17 protein-coding genes and 2 pseudogenes are annotated in these 18,526 nt (G+C 66.6%); 5 read left to right on the forward strand and 14 right to left on the reverse strand.

What is annotated here, in order from left to right; genetic code table 11:
- Nucleotides 1-242: pseudogene (locus C8258_RS32745) on the forward strand (hypothetical protein); the annotation flags it as partial.
- Nucleotides 243-490: 248 nt separating this feature from the next.
- Here the strand turns inward: C8258_RS32745 and C8258_RS30875 are convergent.
- From C8258_RS30875 to C8258_RS30920, 11 genes and pseudogenes are all read right to left on the reverse strand, one after another.
- A pseudogene (locus tag C8258_RS30875) lies at nt 491-1,617 on the reverse strand (Mrp/NBP35 family ATP-binding protein).
- 25 nt (nt 1,618-1,642) lie between these two features.
- Entirely contained in the window at nt 1,643-3,037 is a 1,395-nt protein-coding gene (locus C8258_RS30880) for an FAD-dependent oxidoreductase (protein ID WP_106958141.1), read from the reverse strand.
- Nucleotides 3,034-3,369: a ferredoxin gene (gene fdxA / locus C8258_RS30885; RefSeq protein ID WP_106958142.1), complete on the reverse strand. Its 336-nt coding sequence runs from the start codon at nt 3,367-3,369 to the stop codon at nt 3,034-3,036. The genes C8258_RS30880 and fdxA overlap by 4 nt, the downstream gene beginning before the upstream one ends.
- 9 nt (nt 3,370-3,378) lie before the next feature.
- Entirely contained in the window at nt 3,379-4,170 is a 792-nt protein-coding gene (locus C8258_RS30890) for an ABC transporter ATP-binding protein (RefSeq protein ID WP_106958143.1), read from the reverse strand.
- Nucleotides 4,167-5,039, reverse strand: coding sequence for an ABC transporter permease (locus tag C8258_RS30895; protein WP_106958144.1), 873 nt, complete (start codon nt 5,037-5,039; stop codon nt 4,167-4,169). Before C8258_RS30895 ends, C8258_RS30890 begins: the two co-directional genes overlap by 4 nt.
- A 33-nt stretch (nt 5,040-5,072) precedes the next feature.
- Nucleotides 5,073-6,485, reverse strand: coding sequence for an ABC transporter substrate-binding protein (locus C8258_RS30900; protein ID WP_106958145.1), 1,413 nt, complete (start codon nt 6,483-6,485; stop codon nt 5,073-5,075).
- A gap of 20 nt (nt 6,486-6,505) precedes the next feature.
- On the reverse strand, nt 6,506-6,733 hold the full coding sequence (locus tag C8258_RS30905; protein WP_106958146.1) for a ferredoxin family protein: 228 nt from the start codon (nt 6,731-6,733) through the stop codon (nt 6,506-6,508).
- Nucleotides 6,734-7,639, reverse strand: a complete 906-nt coding sequence (locus C8258_RS33735) for a HEAT repeat domain-containing protein (RefSeq protein ID WP_369974850.1) — start codon at nt 7,637-7,639, stop codon at nt 6,734-6,736. It lies immediately after the preceding gene.
- The gene (locus C8258_RS30910; RefSeq protein ID WP_369974851.1) at nt 7,636-9,444 is read right to left on the reverse strand and encodes a fumarate reductase/succinate dehydrogenase flavoprotein subunit; all 1,809 of its coding nucleotides are present in this window, start codon (nt 9,442-9,444) and stop codon (nt 7,636-7,638) included. The genes C8258_RS33735 and C8258_RS30910 overlap by 4 nt, the downstream gene beginning before the upstream one ends.
- A gap of 6 nt (nt 9,445-9,450) precedes the next feature.
- Nucleotides 9,451-10,182, reverse strand: coding sequence for a GntR family transcriptional regulator (locus tag C8258_RS30915; protein WP_369974852.1), 732 nt, complete (start codon nt 10,180-10,182; stop codon nt 9,451-9,453).
- Nucleotides 10,183-10,489: 307 nt separating this feature from the next.
- Nucleotides 10,490-11,476, reverse strand: a complete 987-nt coding sequence (locus C8258_RS30920; RefSeq protein WP_233225451.1) for a TrkA family potassium uptake protein — start codon at nt 11,474-11,476, stop codon at nt 10,490-10,492.
- Nucleotides 11,477-11,690: 214 nt separating this feature from the next.
- Here C8258_RS30920 and C8258_RS30925 point away from each other — a divergent pair, with 214 nt between their 5' ends.
- The gene (locus C8258_RS30925; RefSeq protein ID WP_255420480.1) at nt 11,691-12,641 is read left to right on the forward strand and encodes a calcium/sodium antiporter; all 951 of its coding nucleotides are present in this window, start codon (nt 11,691-11,693) and stop codon (nt 12,639-12,641) included.
- A 195-nt stretch (nt 12,642-12,836) separates the two neighbouring features.
- On the opposite strand, the gene C8258_RS33455 is transcribed toward C8258_RS30925, so the two are convergent.
- Nucleotides 12,837-13,340 (reverse strand): YrhK family protein, encoded by a 504-nt coding sequence (locus tag C8258_RS33455; protein ID WP_233225452.1) that lies wholly within the window; start codon nt 13,338-13,340, stop codon nt 12,837-12,839.
- Nucleotides 13,341-13,491: 151 nt separating this feature from the next.
- Nucleotides 13,492-14,061: a hemerythrin domain-containing protein gene (locus tag C8258_RS30935; protein WP_106958151.1), complete on the reverse strand. Its 570-nt coding sequence runs from the start codon at nt 14,059-14,061 to the stop codon at nt 13,492-13,494.
- Between the two features lie 341 nt (nt 14,062-14,402).
- Between C8258_RS30935 and C8258_RS30940 the strand changes: the two genes are divergently transcribed.
- On the forward strand, nt 14,403-14,690 hold the full coding sequence (locus C8258_RS30940) for a hypothetical protein (RefSeq protein ID WP_106958152.1): 288 nt from the start codon (nt 14,403-14,405) through the stop codon (nt 14,688-14,690).
- Nucleotides 14,691-14,906: 216 nt separating this feature from the next.
- Nucleotides 14,907-15,395, forward strand: a complete 489-nt coding sequence (locus tag C8258_RS30945) for a MarR family winged helix-turn-helix transcriptional regulator (protein WP_233225453.1) — start codon at nt 14,907-14,909, stop codon at nt 15,393-15,395.
- Here the strand turns inward: C8258_RS30945 and C8258_RS30950 are convergent.
- The gene (locus tag C8258_RS30950; protein ID WP_106958154.1) at nt 15,392-17,272 is read right to left on the reverse strand and encodes a chloride channel protein; all 1,881 of its coding nucleotides are present in this window, start codon (nt 17,270-17,272) and stop codon (nt 15,392-15,394) included. The two genes, C8258_RS30945 and C8258_RS30950, sit on opposite strands and share 4 nt — an antisense overlap.
- An 82-nt stretch (nt 17,273-17,354) precedes the next feature.
- On the opposite strand from C8258_RS30950, the gene C8258_RS30955 reads away from it, so the two are divergent.
- Entirely contained in the window at nt 17,355-18,431 is a 1,077-nt protein-coding gene (locus C8258_RS30955) for a cytochrome c oxidase assembly protein (protein ID WP_106958155.1), read from the forward strand.
- The last annotated feature ends 95 nt before the right edge of the window (nt 18,432-18,526 follow it).

Here is an 18,526-nt window from a genome sequence, read left to right on the forward strand (position 1 = left end):
GCTACCAGACCGACGACATCGCCGGCACCGGCAGCGCCGGATGCGGGTCGTCGCTGGTCGCGGTCGTCAACTGGCGCAATCTGGACAGCGGCGGGGTGGGTAGCGTCTCCCGGCACATGTTCCACAATGAGACCAACTCGATATCCTTCGCCCCGGGCCCGGGGCGGATCGCGATCGAGCTGACCACGCTCAGCACCCACTTCCCCGACGCTTCCCGTCTCGAGGTGGTCATGCACGGCTGATCGCTGCCGGAGATAAGGTGTAAATCCCGGCTGACTGCGGATCAGAAGAGTGGGAGTCCACACCACCGCGCGCAACACCGTTCTCGTCGGCACGATTGTCCGATCGTGCCGAGTAGTCACCGCGTCCGCGCGATTGGGAAACGCGGCGGCGCAGCAACAACGCATTCCTGGCGACTTCGGCATCGTTTCCGAACGGCAAGTAGCCGCTCAACAGACCGTCGTCCCGCCCGGTAGTCCGACTTCCCTTATCAGCTTCCGGACACGACGGTCAGTTCGAGGCTGCGTCCGAGCGGATTTCGCCGCCGCACCGCCAATCGACCGGCGACCTCGGAGAATGTTTGGGCGGCTTTCGACGCGGGATCGCCTACCACGGTGGGGATTCCGCGATCCCCGGCCGCGCACACTCGCGGATCGAACGGTATACGGCCCAGGACAGGGGGTCCGCAGCAGTTCGCTGAGGCGCCGGCTGACGGTGTCGGCACCACCGGCACCGAAGGGTTCGGTCCGGGTTCCATCGGGCGCGTCGAGCCAGGACATGTTCTCGACGACTCCCACTACCCGCTGAGACGTCTCGGCCGCGAGCATGCCTGCCCGCTTGGCGATCGCCGCGGCGGTCGCCTGCGGTGTGGTGACCAGCACAATCTCGGAGCCGGGTACCAGTTGTGCCAGCGATATCGCGATATCGCCGGTGCCGGGCGGCAGGTCGATCAGCAGAACGTCGAGATCGCCCCAGTAGACGTCGGCGAGCATTTGCCGCAGGGCACGGTGCAGCATGGGCCCGCGCCAGACGACCGGCGCGTTCCCGTCGACGAACATGGCGATCGAGATCAGGGCCACGCCGTGCGCGCGGGGCGGCATGATCATCCGCTCCACCCGGGTCGGCGCCGCAGCGCAGCCGAGCATTCCGGGCAGCGAATGTCCGTGGATATCCGCGTCGAGTACACCCACCCGCAGCCCCCGGTGTGCCAAGGCCACTGCGAGATTCACGGTCACACTGGATTTTCCGACACCGCCCTTGCCGGAGGCGATGCAGTAGACCTTTGTCCGCGAATGCGGTGTCGCGAACGGTATCTCCTGCTCACTTCCTCGGAGAGAGGTTCGCAGCGCGCGGCGCTGTTCATCGCTCATCACGGCGAATTGCACCGTGAGCGACCGGACGCCGGGCACCGCCTGCACGGCCGCGCGCACATCTCGCTCGATTCGCTCGCGCATCGGGCAGCCGGCGACGGTGAGCAGCACGGCGACCACGACGGCGCCGTCCGGCGATCCGCTCCACCATGCCCAAGTCGGTGATCGGGCGGTGGATTTCCGGGTCCTCCACAGTGCTCAACGCCACCCGGATACGAGCGATATCGCTGGTGTCGGCGGCGGTCATGATGATGTCCTTTCGGGGTATCGGCTCACGAACTGGCGCGGAGCATCTGCGCGCGCTCGACGACCTTGATTCGTTCGCGTCCCTGCGATTCACCGAGAGCCCGTTCGTAGGCGTCGAGTCGATACCAGCCCTCCCGCGTTGTGAACGAGACACTTTGGGCCGCAAGCCAATCCAGAACGTCGCCCGGGTCGGCTGCTATCGCGGGAATCAGGGTCGGCACGTCGTCGAGGAGGCAGGCGATGGTCTCGTTGGCGTCGCCCTTGGTGTGGCCGATCAGGCCGACCGGGCCGCGCTTGATCCAGCCCGTGACATACACCCCCGCCAGGAATCGTGGAGTTCCGGCGGCATCCGTCCCGGCGAGTACCCGGCCGGCCCGGTTGGGCACGGTGCCGGCGGCATCGTCGAAGGGCAGTTCCGCGATCGGCTGGGACCAGTAGCCGACGGCGCGATACACCGCCTGGACATCCCAATCCCGGTATACGCCGGACGGTTTCACATTTCCGGTGCCGTCGAGAAGCATGCGTTCGGTGCGCAGGCCGACCACCTTGCCGTCCTCGCCGATCAGTTCGGCCGGGGATTCGAAGAAGTGCAGGAACAGCTTGTGCGGGCGGTCGCCGACATCGCGAATGGCCCACTGCTCGAGGGTGTTGCAGACCATGTCGACCTGCTTGGAGTGGCGGCGCGCGGCCTCCGAGCCCTCGTCGTAGTCGATGCCCTCGGGATCGACGATCACCTCGATATTCGGCGAGTGATCGAGTTCGCGCAGTTCCAGCGGGGTGAACTTGGCCTGGGCGGGACCGCGGCGGCCGAACACGTGCACCTCGACGGCCTTGTTGTTGCGCAGGCCCTCGTAGACGTTCGGCGGAATCTCGGTCGGCAGCAGTTCCTCACCGGTCTTGGCGAGCACGCGGGCCACGTCGAGCGCCACGTTGCCCACACCCAGGACGGCGACCTTCTCCGCGTCGAGCGGCCAGGTGCGCGGCACGTCCGGGTGGCCGTCGTACCAGGACACGAAGTCGGCGGCGCCGTAGCTGCCGTCCAGTTCGATACCCGGGACGCCCAGGGCGCGGTCGGCGTTGGCGCCGGTGGAGAAGATCACCGCGTCGTAGAAGCGGCGCAGGTCCTCGAGGTCGATGTCGCTGCCGTAGTCGATATTGCCGAGCAGGCGGACCTGCGGCTTGTCGAGCACCTTGTGCAGGGCGGTGATGATGCCCTTGATGCGCGGGTGGTCGGGGGCCACGCCATAGCGGATCAGACCGAACGGGGCCGGCATGCGCTCGTAGAGGTCGATACTTACCCCTGTAGCGAAACCCTTACAGCGCCTGGCGATCTCGGCTTCCGACTTCATCAGCGCGTCGGCTGCGTAGATTCCGGCCGGGCCGGCACCGACGATCGCGACGCGCAGCGGTCGGGCGCTCATGGTCGTAATCCCGCGACGAATTCCACGTCGACGCCGAGGTCCCCGACCCGCCCGGCACCGCCGGGGCTGCCGAGCGGCTCGGTGCGACCGGGCAGCGGATCGGCGAAGAAATCGGCATTCGCGCCCACGAATTCCTTCTGGTCGCTGGGGATGTCGTCGTCGAGGTAGATTGCCTCGACCGGGCACACTGGTTCGCACGCGCCGCAGTCGACGCATTCAGTGGGGTGGATGTAAGCCATGCGGCCGCCGGTGTAGATGCAGTCGACGGGGCATTCCTCCACGCAGGCCCGGTCCATGACGTCGACGCAGGCCGCGCCGATGACGAAGGTCATGATATCTCCTCAGTTGTCGATGACGGCGGCGAGTTCTGTTGCGCTGCCGATTGTTTCGCCGAGACCCGCGAGAATCTCGTAGCGCAGCCGCGCGAATTCGGGTTCGAACCGCGCACCGGGTGCGCGGGGTTCGGCGATGGTTACCACGCGCTGGACGCGGGCGGGGCGCGGCGTGAGCAGTACGATCCGGTCCGCGAGCAGCAGCGCCTCGTCCACGTCGTGGGTTACGAAGACCACGGTGGTGCGGTACTGCTGCCACACCGAGATCAGCAGCCGCTGCATATCGGCACGGGTTTGGGCGTCCAGCGCCCCGAAAGGCTCGTCCATCAGTAGTACCCGCGGCCGGGTGGCCAGTGTGCGGGCCAGTTGGACGCGCTGGCGCATGCCGCCGGACAGCGCGATCGGCAGGTGGTCGGCATAGTCGCCGAGACCGACTTGATCGAGCAGGTCGAGCGCCTCGGTTCGCCGCCGATTCCAGGGCACACCACGCAGTTTCAAGGCGAACTCGACGTTCTTGCGCGCCGTCCGCCACGGCAGTAGCGCGTCTTCCTGGAACATCATCGCGCACTGCTCGGCGCCGGCGCCGACCTCGCGCCCATCCACCCGGGCGGAACCTGCCGCCGGTCGCATCAGGCCCGACAATGCCCGTAGCAGAGTGGATTTCCCACAGCCCGACGGGCCCAGCAGCACCACGATCTCACCGGCTGCGATGGTCAGATCCACGTCGGCGACCGGATCGTCGCCGTAGGCGATCCGCATCTCGTGCAGCCCCACCGACGCCCCGCCGGCATCCGGGCTCATCGCGCAGCCCTCGGCAGCCAGCGATTGACCCGCCGACCGGCCAGCTCGACCAGTGCCGAGGTCGCCCAGCCCAAGGCGCCGATGGTCAGCATGCCGACCACCACGGACGGGTAATCCAGCAATCCGTAGGACTGCCAGGTGAAATAGCCGATGCCGAACTGCCCGGAGATCATCTCGGCACTGATCACGCAGATCCAGGCCACTCCCATGGCTACCGAGAGCCCGGAGAAGATGCCGGGCAGCGCACCGGGCAACGCGATCCGCAGCAGGATGTCGATGCGCCGGGCGCCGAGCGTGCGTGCGGCTTCCTCCCACACTCGCGGCAGCGCCTGCACGGCGTGGATGGTGCTGACCGCGACGGGGAAGAACGCGGCGAAGAAGGTGATGAAGACGATGCCCTGCTCTCCGGTGGGGAAAAGCAGAATTGCCAGCGGCACCACCGCGATCGCCGGAATCGAACGGGCAACCTCGATCACCGGACGAATCAGCCGTGCCGCCACCACGGATCGGCCGACCATCATGCCGACCAGGACGCCGGCGATGGTGGCCAGGCCGAATCCGAGCAGAATGCGGCGGGTACTGGACAGCAGGTTCCGGTAGTAGTCGGGCGAACCGAGCTGAGTCCGGAACGATTCGAGCACGTCCGCGGGTGCCGGAATCTTGTCGAACCGCAGCCATAGCACCACATGGTTGGCGGTCAGTAGCTGCCACAGCACCAGCAACGCCAGCAGCGGCACAACCGCGAGCACCGCCGAGCCGAGACGAGGTGGGAGCCGCAATGCGGGCCCCCGGCCGCCGATTCGCCCGGCAGGACGCGCCGAGGTCGCCGAAACGGGCTGTGGGACAAGGGTTCGGGTCGATGTAGTCATATCGCTCTCCCTGGGTCGAGGTCGGATTCGTCGTCAGCGGGCCGCCAGCGCCGCCCGGTAGTCGAGGACGGTGCTGCCGGGGTGGGCGGTGACGTAGTGGTCGGCGTCGGGGCGGACCGCGAACGGCTGAAACCGTCGATCGACGGGGGCGGCGGGGTCGTCGACCCAGATCGCGTCGGCGGCGAACAGTCTCAGACCGGTTGCCGCGTCGGGAACATAGGCCACCCGTACCCGGTCTCCGGATTGCGCGATGTGCCGCAGCAGGCACGCCGGCGTCCGGGCGGGCGAGGTGGTGTCGCTGTCGGTGAACCATGCCTCCGACGCCGTCGCCGGATCCTCCACCGCGCCACCGCAGACCGGGTCGATCCCGGTCAGCTTGCTCGGTGGGGAGGTGTCGGCGCTGCGGGCGGCATAGCCGGCGCCGTACAGTTCGCGCACATAGCGGTCGTCGACGAATTGGCCCAGATCGAGATCACCGACGGCGCCGAGCCCTTTCAGGAACGGCAGGAGTTTGCCGAGCGCGTCGACCAGCGGCGCCTTGATCGTCGGGTCGAAGTGCACCAATCCGTTCGGGCCGTTGTAGAGGTAGACGACCTCGGCCGGAAGCCCGGTGAGTTGAGCGACCCGCTGCGCCGCGGCCAAAGGGTTGGCGTTGAGGTAGTCGGTGGTTTCGCGCTGCGCCTGCAGGAAGGCGGCTATGACTTCCGGGTGTTGTTGATCGAACCGTTGATTCGCTACCACCGCGTGCATGGTCGCGATACCCGCACTGCCGCCGTCGTAGAGCAGTTTGGCTTTGCCCTCGTACACCAGCGCCTGGGGCCAGGGGACGAATTGGGCCAGCGCCGCTGCCTGGCCGCCGGTCAGCGCGGCGGCCCCGACCGGCGGGTCCTGGCCCAGCAATTTCACATCCGACGGCGACATTCCCGCATCGGACAGTCCGGCGGCGAGCATGCCGTGCGCTGCGGATCCAATACTGGTCGAGATCACCTTGCCGCGCAGGTCGGCCAGTGTGGTCGCGGGCGAATCCGCCGGTACCACAACTTGATTCAGCGAGCCCCGGAGGTTGTAGCCGGTGATCGCGACGAGTTCGGTGCGCACATCCGCATGGTCGCGGGTCTTGGACCCGTTCACCAGAATCGGGGCATCGCCCATCGAACCGATGTCGACCTGTCCGGCCAGCATCTGCGCGGTCAGCGGCGGCCCGGAGGCGAAGTCCTTCCACTCCACCTTGTATTTCACGCCGCGGTCCTTACCGAGCGCGTCGAGTTTCGCCTCGAAAGTTCCGCGATCGCGCAGCAGGGTGCCGGCGGTGACGGTGTTGATGGTCTTGGATTGGTATCCGACGTCGACGGTGATGGTCGAATCGTCGCCGGAGCCGCAGCCGGACAGCAGGCTCGCCGCCACCGCCGTACCGGCCAGCAGCGCGGGTAAACGCAGGGTCCTCATCTCGATCTCACATTTCCAACTCAGCGCAGCAGATACGGGATGTCGACCGTGACCGCGTCGACCGGGCAGCGCGCCGCGCACGGGCCGCAGTACCAGCATTCGTCGACGTGCATGTAGGCCTTACCTGTGTCGGGGTGGATCGCCAGCGAGTCCAGCGGGCACATATCCACGCAGAGAGTGCAGCCGTCGATGCATTTCGCCTCGTCGACCGTGACCGGCACGTCGACTCGGGTATTCGCCTGGGCCATCTACTTTTCCTTTCGAGCGTTGGCTATTCCGATGCGCGCGAAGGCGCGGACGTCGGCGTCCGGATCCTCGAGCGCGGTGTGGAGGGCGTCGGTGACCTCGCGGCGGGCGGCGATGCGTTCGGCGAGCCCGCGCACCACCGCCTTGCGGACATCGAGGTTTTCGTCGTCGATCACCGGTACGAGGTGGGCGGCGGCGAATTCGGGTGCGGCCGCCGACAGGGCGACCGCAGCACCTTGGCGGACCTGCCAAGCGGGGTCGGTCAATGCGGAGGCTGCCAGCTCTGCGGCCGCGTCGTCGCAACCGGTCTGCGCGAATGCGTTCAGCGCGGCCGCGCGGACCAGCGGCTCGGGATCACCGGCGAGTGCCATCAAGGTTCGTGCGCCGCGCGGGTCGCCCACGGCGGCAAGGCCTTTGGCGACCGCGATGCGTACCAGCGGGTCCGCGTCGGCCGCCGCCGTATCGAGTTCGCTCAGCGCGTCCAGGGACGTGAGACCGCCCACGACGGCGCGACGAACCGCCGTGTCCGGATCGGTCAGCAGCGCCGACAATTCGGTGGCGTCGATTCGGCGATGCCGCCACCGGGCCTCGACCGCCGCCGCACGCACGTCCGGTTCTTCGGCGCCGGTACGATCGGCGAGTACGGCATCGAATTCCGGGCTCGGCACCAGTACCTCGACCAGTTCGGTCAGCAGCCCGATGGCGGCCTTGCGCACACTCCGGTCCGGATCGGCCAGTCCGGCCGCGATGATCGGGGCGGCCCGGTCCCATTCTTCAGTGGTTTCGCTGAGCACCGACAGCGCGGTGCGGCGGACCTCCGGGTCTGGATCGGCGAAAAACGGGTGCAGATCGTCGATTTCGGGACACTCGTCGGCAAGCTCCATCAGCGCGAGCAAGCGGGCGCTCATCGGGCACTCCCGGCGGCCGCCGCTTCGACCTGGGCGCTGGGGTCCCAGCCGAAACCGGTGACCGTAGGCGCCGGTTCGTCGGGGACACCGTCGGGGCGTACGAATCCCGGGACCGGCACGATATAGGGAGCGATCGGCCGGGTGCGAAAGGTCATCTCCCCGTCATCGTTGCGGTACAGGTTCAGGTGGCAGAACCATTCGGCGTCGTCGCTTTCCGGCCAGTCGGCGCGCTGGTGGTACAGCCCCCAGCGGCTTTCGGTGCGGCGCAACGATGCTCGCGCCGCCATCTCGGCGCAGTCGCGGATGAAGGTGACCTCGGCACAGCGCATCAACTCGTGTGGGCTGCGCCCGCCCATGCGATCGATCTCGCCGCGCATGCGTTCGAAGGCCTCCACGCCCAACGTCAGATAGCGTTGCGCCTTCGGCGGTTGCAGATAGTCGTTGACGAAACGGCGCAACTTGTACTCCACCTGCTGCTGGGGCGGCCCATCAGGATTGCCCAGCGGCCGATAGATCAGCTCGTGCGCCGCAGCGATCTGATCGCTCGGCGGCTGGGGACGGGTCGCGCCACGCGCGAATCCCGCGGCGTGTTCGCCGGCGATATCGCCGTAGACGAAAGCGCCGATCATGTAGTTGTGCGGAACCAGCGCCATATCGCCCGCGGCGTACAAGCCGGGAACCGTGGTGGCGGCGTACTCGTCGACCCAGACACCGGAGGCCGAGTGCCCACTGCACAAACCGATCTCGGAGATATGCATCTCGATGTCCCGAGTGCGGTAGTCGGTGCCGCGACCGGCGTGGAAGGTACCGCGGGTGGGGCGTTCGGTGGTGTGCAGAATGCCCTCGATCTCACTGATGGTGGCATCCGGGAGATGGCTGAGCTTGAGATAGATCGGGCCCCGGGCGCTGTCGAGCTCCCGCTTCACCTCGGCCATCATCCGGCCGGACCAGTAGTCGCAATCCACGAACCGGTTGCCCTCGGCGTTGACCTGATACCCGCCGAACGGATTGGCCACATAGGCGCAGGCCGGGCCGTTGTAATCCTTGATGAGCGGGTTGATCTGGAAACATTCGATACCCGACAGTTCGGCGCCGGCGTGGTAGGCCATAGCGTATCCGTCACCGGCATTGGTCGGGTTCTCGTAGGTGCCGTAGAGATATCCGCTGGCCGGCAGCCCCAGCCGCCCGCAGGCGCCGGCCGCGAGGATCACCGCTCCGGCCGAAACGGTGACGAATTCGCCTGTGCGCGTATCGAAACCGGCCGCGCCGACCGCGACACCGTCCACGGTGAGGACTCGCACCGGCATCACCCGATTGGTGATGGTCACCTTCGAGCGCACATCACGAGCGCGCAGCGTGCGGTAGAGCACTTTCTTCACGTCGCGCCCCTCCGGCATGGGCAGCACGTAGCTGCCGGAGCGGTGCACCTTGCGGACGGCGTACTCACCGTGTTCGTCCTTTTCGAATTTGACGCCGTAACCTTCGAGCCGCCGGACCATGTCGAAACCGCGGGTAGCGGTCTGGAATACGGTGCGCTGGTTGACGATTCCGTCGTTGGCCACGGTGATGTCGGCGACGTAGTCCTCGGGTGTGGCCTTCCCTGGGACGACGGCATTGTTCACGCCGTCCATACCCATCGCCAGCGCCCCGGAGTGCCGCACGTGCGCCTTCTCCAGCAGCAGCACGTTCGCCCCGTGGCGGGCGGCGGTCAGCGCGGCCATGGTGCCGGCGGTGCCTCCTCCGATGATCAGTACGTCGCAGTCGAGTTCCCGGCGTGCGGTGACCGGTGGGATATCCGAAGTCATGGTGTGTCAGCCTCTTTCGGTCGGAGCGGTCATACCGGGATGCGGAGTGACCGGGATGCGATGCAGCCGGCCGGACAGCGAGAACCGGTCGCCGCGGAAACGGAGGTATTCGAGATCGACGGGGCGGCCGGAGTCGGTGTAGGTGAGCCGCTCCAGCAGCAGCAAAGGTGAGCCGGTACGGATCGACAGCAGCCCGGCAACGGTGGAATCGGCGGCGACCGCTTCGATGGAGACGGCGGCCGAACCCAGCGGCAACCCCAATTCGGCCTCCAACAGGCCGAAGACGTCACGGCCGGCGAGATCCATCTCGAGCAAGGGCGCGCCGACGTCGGCGGTGAGGTAGCTGGCGTCCAGCGACAGCGGTTCGCCATCGAGCAGCCGCACCCGCTCGAGCGCGACCACCGGCGTACCCGGCTCCAACTCCAGCCGCTCGGCGACGATGGTGGTGGCCGGGACGACCTCGGCGAGCAAGACCCTGTTGGTGATGCGATCGCAGCCGGTGTCGAAGCTCTCCGCCAGGCCGCGCAACCGGTCCAGCGCTTGGACGGCCTTCTCGGCGACGACGAACGTGCCCGCTCCGGGAACGCGGTCGATCAGTCCTTCGTCTCGCAGCAAAGCCAGCGCATCGCGCACAATGTTGCGGCTGACTCGGAAGTCGGCGGCCAGTGCCGCCTCCAGTGGGAGTGGGCTGTCCCCGTAGACCCCGCTGCGAATGCGCGCCCGCAGAACATCACGCACGCGACGAGCCGGAGCACTTCTGCGCCCGGCGCCACAATCCGCCGGAGTGGGGGGCCTCGCGTTCGTTCTGGTCATGACGCACATGCTCGAAACGGTTCGTTACGGAAAGCGTGTCCGGCAATTACCGATCGGTTACGCCAGTTTCGTCTCGCGCTACGGCGCTTTCAGCAGGGCAGACCCCGAAAACTGGGCCAGTAATTCCATCGTGTCGAGCGCGAACTCTCGGCGATCCGCCGCTGTGGTCTCGCACAGCGCACCCGAACCGGATCCAGGCAGAGTCCAAGGGCCCCGCGTTCGAAGTTTTCGTCTACCCTGCGGCAACGAGGCGCACGGCATCGAGTTGGGCCGGTGTGCCCAGCGCGATCAGCACCGTTTCCGGTGCGATCCGAGTGTCGTCGGCAGGGTTCGCGACGAAGCGGCCGCCGCGGGTCCGCAGTGCCAGTAGCAGCGCGCCGGTAGTTGCGCGCAGCGCCGTATCGGTCAGGGAACGCCCGATCAGCGACGAGTTCGCACCGATCGAAATTTCCTCGATCCGGTACTCGAGGTTCTCGTCGTGCATCACCACGTCGAGAAATTCGGCCACATTCGGCTGCAACGCGAAAGCGGCCATCCGCCGACCCCCGAGTAGTTGCGGATTGACCGCCCGGTCCGCGCCCGCGCGCAACAGGATCGCCTTCGAGTTGTCATTGCGCGTCCTCGCGACGATCACCAAATCAGGACGCTGCGACCGCGCCGACAACGTGACATAGACATTGTCGGCGTCGCCGTCGAGCGCCGCGATCAAGGCGTGTGCGTGGTCGATACCGGCCGCGCCGAGAACACTGTCGTCGGTGACATCGCCGAGAACACTCGGGAACTCGGCGTCCTGCAGCCGCTCCGGATCCCGATCGATCACGACGATCGGCCGGCCGAAACTGCTCAGGTACTGCGCGGTGGAACGGCCCACCCGGCCCCACCCACACACAATGACATGTCCACGCAGGCCCGCTATCCGCCGATTCATTCGTCGCCGCTCCCACCGGTGCCGTAGATGTCCTTCGATCAGGGTTTCCAGCAGAACCCCGAACATATAGAAGACGGTGCCCGCCCCGACCAGAATCAGGGCCATGGTGAAGACCTCCCCCGCCGCCGAGAGCGGGTGCACCTCACGGAAACCAACCGTCGAGACCGTCGTCACCGTCTGATACAGCGCGTCCAGGAATCCGAAGCCCAAGGTCATGTAACCGACCGTGCCCGCCGTGCTCACCAGGACGAATACCACCATCACACGGCCGAGGCGACGAAGCGGGCTCACACCACGATTGTGGCATCGTCTTCCCGGATCCCGCTGATCTCAGCGATGCCGCGCCAGACGAACGCGCGCCCTGATCGCCCCAGCTGTCGAGTCGTAGCCGATCGCCCGTTCGACACCGGCCGAGTTCCTCTGGCGAGCAACACTTCTCGGTTGACGGATCCGATAAGCTGACTGTGTCGTCCGCCGAGGGGTTGGAGGGGTCCTGCTCGTTCGGATTCTCGGTGTCGTGTTCGGTTTGGTCGTTCTGGCCGTTGCGGCTGATCAATTGGTGGTCGGTTCGGCTCGAGTGGCGCAGAAACTGCGGATCACGCCGGCCGTGGTCGGCGTAGTGATCATCGGGCTGGGCACCTCGGCGCCGGAATTTCTCGTCTCCGGCACTGCCGCCGCGGCCGGGCACGCGGATATTGCGACCGGGAACCTCATCGGTTCCAACATCATCAATCTCACCCTGATACTGGGTCTGGTCGCAGCCCTCGGCGGCGTGACCACCACGGCGCGGGTGATCAATCGCGAGATCACCGCCTCGGTCTTCGCGGTGGCGCTGTTCGCACTTGCGGTAGCGATCGGGCTCACCGTATGGACCGGTGCGGTGTTGTGGGTTGTCGCCGGGGCGGCGTTGTTCATCCTGGTGCGGTGGTCGAAGTCGGATCGGTCGAACATCACCGTCGCCGAGCAGGCCATCGAATTCACCGGATCGGAAACCGGGACACCACCCGGAGCGTGGTCGACAGCAGTGATGCGAGCCGTCGGCGGGCTCGTCGGGGTCCTCATCGGCGCACAACTCCTGGTGACCGACGCGGCCGCGATCGCCACCGAATTCGGTGTGTCGCAGTTGGTCATCGGCTTCACGTTGGTCGCGTTGGGCACCTCGCTGCCCGAACTGGTGACCGCGGTGCAGGCCCAGCGGCGTGGCGAATCGGATCTGCTGGTGGGAAACCTGTTCGGCAGCAACTTGTTCAACAGTCTCGCCGGTGGCGGTGTCGTCGGAATGTGCAGTACGAACACGACGTCGCCCGCCGTCGGCGCCCTCCCACTGATCATCATGGTCGCCGTTTCGATCCTGGCCTGGGTGGTGCTGCGCAGGGACCTGCGCCTCTCCCGGCCCGAAGGGGCGCTGCTGCTGCTCGGCTACCTGGCCAGTGCGCCGATCCTGCTCTCGATGTGATCACACATCCTCGAACCCGGCTTCCGCGAAGCCGCGGTGGCGGCATGGACCCTGCCTACACGGCCCAAAAGGCTTCGCAGCCGCACAACCACCGTTTATGCACGCCGTACGCAGTTCGGCGGACTGGGCCCAGATCACCTGGGCCGGGCTCAACGCCCTGACCTACCGACGGTGCTGGACCGGACCGCGCCGAACTCAATAGTCGTAATCAGCGGCCCGATGTCCGGAGTCACTGCCCAACCGCCGCAAGTGAATTCGTCGCCCGAGCCGGATGACCGGGCGGATCAGAAACTGTATCGACCCGATGAGGAACATCCAGGTGCCCGCGACCTGGGTGGACTCGGCAAAGAACAATGCGCTGCCGACGGTGAACCACAACGCGATCAGCACGTCGTTGACGATGGATGCCGTTTCGTATCGACCATCGATGATTAACACCTCGTCGCCGATCGAGAACCGTACCGACCGCTCCGCGCGCTCGTGTCGCACCTGCTGCATACTCCGCTTCCTTCCATCATGGCCGCCGACGGGCAGTATCGCGAACGCGGATGGCCGCTTCAGCCGATACGATTCCGGTCGCCTCGTAACATCCAGCGACACAGGCTGATTGATCAATTCCTTCAATGGACGTCTGGCTCGAACGATCCCGGCCACAATCGCCGTACAGATGAAACTTCCGCCGAACTTGCCGTCCTGCACAGTCAGCTCTTCGACAACGCGCTACTGCAACGGCAAACCGATCAGCAGCCTCGCCACCACCACTCTGCACCGGAACCGGCACCGGCCGCCACACAACACAGACGACGGTGAAAACCCCTGCACGCGAGCAGTACTGATGCTGGTGAGCCGGTCACGACTTGCCCGCTGCGCTGATTGCATCTTTCACTCGGTCCAGCATCGAGGCGAACGGGCCCGCCAGCATGTTCGCGGTCGCCGACTCCACCCCGGGGTGCGGACGCGTGGGGGCCGTTGCCTCGGCGAACTCGACAGCTTTGCGCATGCGGTTCAACTCGCCCGGGTCCAGTTCAGCATGCAACTGAGCGAACTCTTCGCGCTCTTCGTGTTCGGCGTGGGCGAGCACCGCCTCGCGCAGTTTCCCGAGTCTGACATCGAACTCGACGCTGCCGGCGTCGATCGACTCCAGATCGGCGAGCTGAATTTTCGCTTGGTTCTCTTCCGCCAGGCGGGCATCGACGATAGCGGCGCCGTTGTCCACCTCCCGGCGGGCACGTGGGTGGACGATTTCTTCCTCCGCGGTCTCGTGCACGGCCAGCAGCCGCCGCAGTTCGCGGAATCTGTCTTCCCGCTCGCCGCGGTCGCCGGCCCGCTGAACCTGATCGAACAGTTCGCGGATACGCGCATGCTGCTCGCGAAGAAAGGTAACCGCATCATTTGTCGTGTCGATCGAACGTGATTCCACGAGACATCTCCTCCAGACAACGACATAGGCCGGGTGGTCGTTCAGACGCCGCCGTACCCGCCGAAACCCGGATCCAAACGCCCAGCGCGGAGCGAATGGGCGCCTACCAGGGACGCCCGTGTCCGGTGCCGTCGCCCAGCAGACCGCCACGGGGTCGGGCCTTCCTCGCCGTCAGGCCCGGCGAGGCGCCTACGAGCAGCCCGGCAATCCGGCACTCATCTGACAACCAAGAACCGGCCGAACCCGACAGCGCTCGGCTCCCGGCCGCAAGGATTGCCCTCGCGCCAAAGATTCGACGCACTGCCAGTGGGTAGGCCGCAGACATCGAGGTTCCCTGTCCATTGTCAGGGGGCGATGAAAAACCAGCAGCTCAGGACAGGTTTTCCGGGGAGGCGGGCAACAGCTACGACGACATCGAGCGCTGGTTCGGCAAGCTCGCGGGCATCGCACCATCGGATCCGTACCACGACCAGCTGCGAGAACAGATCATTCATCTGTGCCTCGCCGAGCGGGTAGGCGTCAGCCAGATGCAAGTCTCTCGCCTGTTGTCTCACACCCTGCGCCGCCCTCGCGAGCAGGCACTCACCCCACCGCCGGCGGACATCTCCACCGGAACCTCTGCAGCATAAACGCTGATCCATGAGTCGGTGGTCAACTGTGTTTATACGTAACACCACAGCAGTCAGTCCAGCCTTGACGCTCTTCAGCGAACCGTACGCATCGGGTCATTCACCGTCTCCGGCGTGACGCCGGCCGTGCCCACCGTTGATCGCACCAATATGATTCGAGGAGCGGCACATACGTCGCCAGGGCGGGTTGAGCGGATGCAGCGGAGGAAGGTGACCGTGACGAAGACCGGTGCCGACGCGGCACACGACATCGATCAGTTGACCGACGCGTTACTGACGGCGTCTCGTCTGCTGGTGGCGATGTCGGCCCGCTCGATCGCGGCGGTCGACGACACGATCACGATCCCGCAATTTCGGACGCTGGTGATTCTGTCCAGCCGGGGGCCGTCGAATGTCGCCACCCTGGCCGGTTTGCTCAACGTGCAGCCCTCCACTGCCACCCGCATGGTGGACCGCCTCGTCACCGGCGGCCTGCTGGACCGAAGGACCAATCCGAACTCGCGCCGGGAACAGATCGTCGCCCTGACCGAGCGCGGACGGCACGTAGTGGACACCGCCACCGCTTACCGGCGCAACGAGATCGCCGCCGTGGCCGCGAAGATGCCCGTCGCCGATCGAGAAGGGTTGGTGCGTGCGCTGACCGCGTTCACCGCGGCCGGTGGCGAACCGTCTCCCGGTGACGATGTCGAGGGCTATCAGCTCTAACGCCCTCCCGGAACGGTCCGTGTCGTGCCGAGGTCGCCAGGACCGGACTGCACACGCGACGTCGACTGCTCCACACGTGCCCGATCGGTAGCAGCGCCATCGTGCAGTGCGCCGAGTACGGCGCTGTGGGTGAGCCAGCCGATCACTGTGTCGCCGACATCGTTGACGACGGGGACCCCGGTGCCGGGCTGTCCGGTCAGCGTGTCGAGAGCGGTTGCGAGCGTGGCGGTTTCGGTGACAGTAGGAGGCAGCACCGCCAGATCGGCGACTGTGGTGTCGGCGGATTCGGTGTCGGCGAGTGTTTCGGCCACCGCCGCGGCGGTGACGCAACCGGCATATCTTCCGTCCGCGCCGGCGATCGGTACCATCGCATGCGCCGACGTCCAGACGACACGACCGGCGTCCTCAACAGTGGTGTCGGCCGCCACCGGTTCCGGACATGGCTCCATCACCTCCGCGACCCTGATGCGGTCGAGTCGCCCGGCGGGGCCTGCATGTGCTGCATCCAGGTCCACGCCGCGGCGGGTCAGTTTGAGGGTATAGATCGTCTCCTTCGATACCGCCCGGGAGATTCCGGTGGCTACGACGACGGCCAGCATGAGCGGAAGGATGATCGAATACTCTCCGGTCAACTCGAACAGGATGATGACCGCGGTGATCGCGGCCCGCGTCGCGCCCGCGAAGGCGGCGCCCATTCCGATGAGTCCGTACATACCGGGCGCCGCGGTCGCGCCCGGGAACAGATGATGGACAACGACGCCGAACGCGGTGCCACCCGTCGCGCCGATGAACAGCGAGGGCGCGAACACCCCACCGGAACCACCGATCCCGATGGTGAGGCTCGTCGCGAGCATCTTCCCGGCCATCAGTACGACCAGCATCCACAGGACATAGTGACCACCGATGGCGTCGCCCAGCACCGGATAGCCGACGCCGTACATCTGCGGTAACACCAGCAGCACGCCACCCAGCAGCAGGCCACCGACGGCGGGCCGCAGCCACTCCGGCCCCCGCCAGACCCAATCGCACATATCCTCGATCCGGTACAGCACATGCGTGAACGCGACACCGATCAGCCCGACCACCACCCCGAGCAGCGCGAACGCCCCGTATTCCCACCCCGAGCGCAGGCCGAAGGCGGGCAGGTCCAGAAACGGCTCATTACCGAGGACGGCCCGACCGATCACACTCGCGGTCACGCTCGACAACACCACCGCTCCGAAGGATTCGGCGGCGAAGTCCCGCAGAATCAACTCCATCGCGAAGAACGGTCCGGCGATGGGGGCGTTGAACGTCGCCGCGATCCCTCCCGCCGCGCCGCAGGCGACGAGGATCCGCAAGCGGCGCTCCGAGATTCGGGTCAACCTCCCGACACTCGACCCCCACGCCGAACCGATCTGCACGATCGGGCCCTCGCGGCCCACCGATCCCCCGCCACCGATACACAACGCCGAGGCGAGAGCCTTCACGACGGTCACCTGCGGCGGAATCCGCCCACCCCGCTCGGCCACGGCATACATCACCTCCGGCACACCGTGGCCGCGCGCTTCGGGCGCGAACCGATACACCAGCGGTCCATACACCAGCCCCGCCACCACCGGAGCCAGCACCACGAACCACGGACCGAGAAATCCCACATGCGGATTCGGCACGTGCCCGGCGGCCGAATAGTCCGCGTACCCGGACAGGATCCGAGTGAAAGTCGTTATCAACCAGCGAAAAACGATCGCACCGCCACCCGCGCCCGCACCGATCACCAGTGCCAGCACCACCAAGCCACCGCGACTGTCCCGCAGCCATTCCCGCCACGGCGTCCGCCCAGGCAACGGCAGCGACCACCACCGTCCACCGGCCACTTCCGAGGGCCTCACACCCATACCCACCACCCTCGAGCCAATCCAAACATGCACAGTGCAACAATTGTAGAATGCTCGTATTTGGAGGCCCACAGTGACCGGCATGTCGGGCGTTCCGGCGCCCACCGCGGGCACGCTCTTCGGTACCTGGACGTGGTCCCCTGTCGCGGACACGCTGGTGGTCGTCGCCGCGATCGGCTACTTCTGCCTGGTGCGGCGGGCGGCGCGCCGCGGGATGCGCTGGCCACTGCTGCGCACGATGTGCTGGCTGGTCGCGCTGGCGCTGGTGATCGTCGCCGTCGACAGTGCGCTCGCCACCTATTCGCACGCGCTGTTCTCGGTGCACATGGTGGTGCACCTGTTGCTGATCATGGTCATTCCCGCGCTGCTGGTGTGGGCACAGCCGATCCGCCTTCTGCACGACGCCTCGGGAGCCGCCACAGCTATCGACCGGTTCCGAGCGAGCCGCGTCTTCCGGATCCTGGTCTCCGCGCGGTTCACCGTGCCGCTCTACAGCGCTGTCCTGCTGCTCACCCACTTGACCGGATTTCAGCAGGCGATGTCGACGCACATGTGGATCCACGACAGCGAACTCGTGCTCTACCTGGTCACCGGCTATCTGCTGTTGTTGCCCCTCGCGGGTGACGAACTGACCGTCGAAACCGAGTGGCCGCACGGATTGCGCTTCGTGGTGCTCGCTATCTGCGTCGGACCCGACACCCTCGTGGGCGTCACGCTGATGATGTCGTCGACCGTGCTCGCCCCAGCCTATGCCGGCTCCCGCGACTGGGGTCCGAGCGCTCTGGCCGACCAGAACCTCGCCGGGATCATCATGTGGCTCGGCGGTGACGGATTGATGATGCTGATCATGATTGCCGTTGTCGGACAATGGATCCGCGTCGCCGACCGCGATACCGGGCTCGGCCCATGGCTCGACGGCATCCGCCACCGCGCTCTCCTCGGCACCGCCACTCCCGACACCGACGTCGACCACGAACAAGCCGCCCTCGACGCCTACAACGCACGTCTCGCGCAATTGAACGGCCAGCCGCCACGCACGCGCCCGAGTGCGCCCGGCCACAGCGTCCCACGGACCGCTGTCGCAGCCCGACCAGAGGTCGAACAAACCACGACACCGCCGCGCAGCGACGACTCGCCCAATCGAGAGGAGCCACAATGAGATCACTCCCACCATGGCCCATCCTGTGGGGTGCCACCGCAGTGTGTGCCTGTCTGGCGCTCTCCGCCTGTGCCGCGAATACCGCTGGCGCCCAA

The sequence above is a fragment of the Nocardia sp. MDA0666 genome (assembly GCF_003023875.1).
Classification (GTDB): Bacteria; Actinomycetota; Actinomycetes; order Mycobacteriales; family Mycobacteriaceae; genus Nocardia; species Nocardia aobensis.

Excerpts from the sequence above, each read along its gene's own strand:
- C8258_RS30880 (WP_106958141.1), bottom strand. The coding sequence starts at position 3,037 with ATGAGCGCCCGACCGCTGCGCGTCGCGATCGTCGGTGCCGGCCCGGCC.
- fdxA (WP_106958142.1), bottom strand. The coding sequence starts at position 3,369 with ATGACCTTCGTCATCGGCGCGGCCTGCGTCGACGTCATGGACCGGGCC.
- C8258_RS30890 (WP_106958143.1), bottom strand. The coding sequence starts at position 4,170 with ATGAGCCCGGATGCCGGCGGGGCGTCGGTGGGGCTGCACGAGATGCGG.
- C8258_RS30895 (WP_106958144.1), bottom strand. The coding sequence starts at position 5,039 with ATGACTACATCGACCCGAACCCTTGTCCCACAGCCCGTTTCGGCGACC.
- C8258_RS30900 (WP_106958145.1), bottom strand. The coding sequence starts at position 6,485 with ATGAGGACCCTGCGTTTACCCGCGCTGCTGGCCGGTACGGCGGTGGCG.
- C8258_RS30905 (WP_106958146.1), bottom strand. The coding sequence starts at position 6,733 with ATGGCCCAGGCGAATACCCGAGTCGACGTGCCGGTCACGGTCGACGAG.
- C8258_RS33735 (WP_369974850.1), bottom strand. The coding sequence starts at position 7,639 with ATGAGCGCCCGCTTGCTCGCGCTGATGGAGCTTGCCGACGAGTGTCCC.
- C8258_RS30910 (WP_369974851.1), bottom strand. The coding sequence starts at position 9,444 with ATGACTTCGGATATCCCACCGGTCACCGCACGCCGGGAACTCGACTGC.
- C8258_RS30950 (WP_106958154.1), bottom strand. The coding sequence starts at position 17,272 with ATGGGTGTGAGGCCCTCGGAAGTGGCCGGTGGACGGTGGTGGTCGCTG.
- C8258_RS30955 (WP_106958155.1), top strand. The coding sequence starts at position 17,355 with ATGTCGGGCGTTCCGGCGCCCACCGCGGGCACGCTCTTCGGTACCTGG.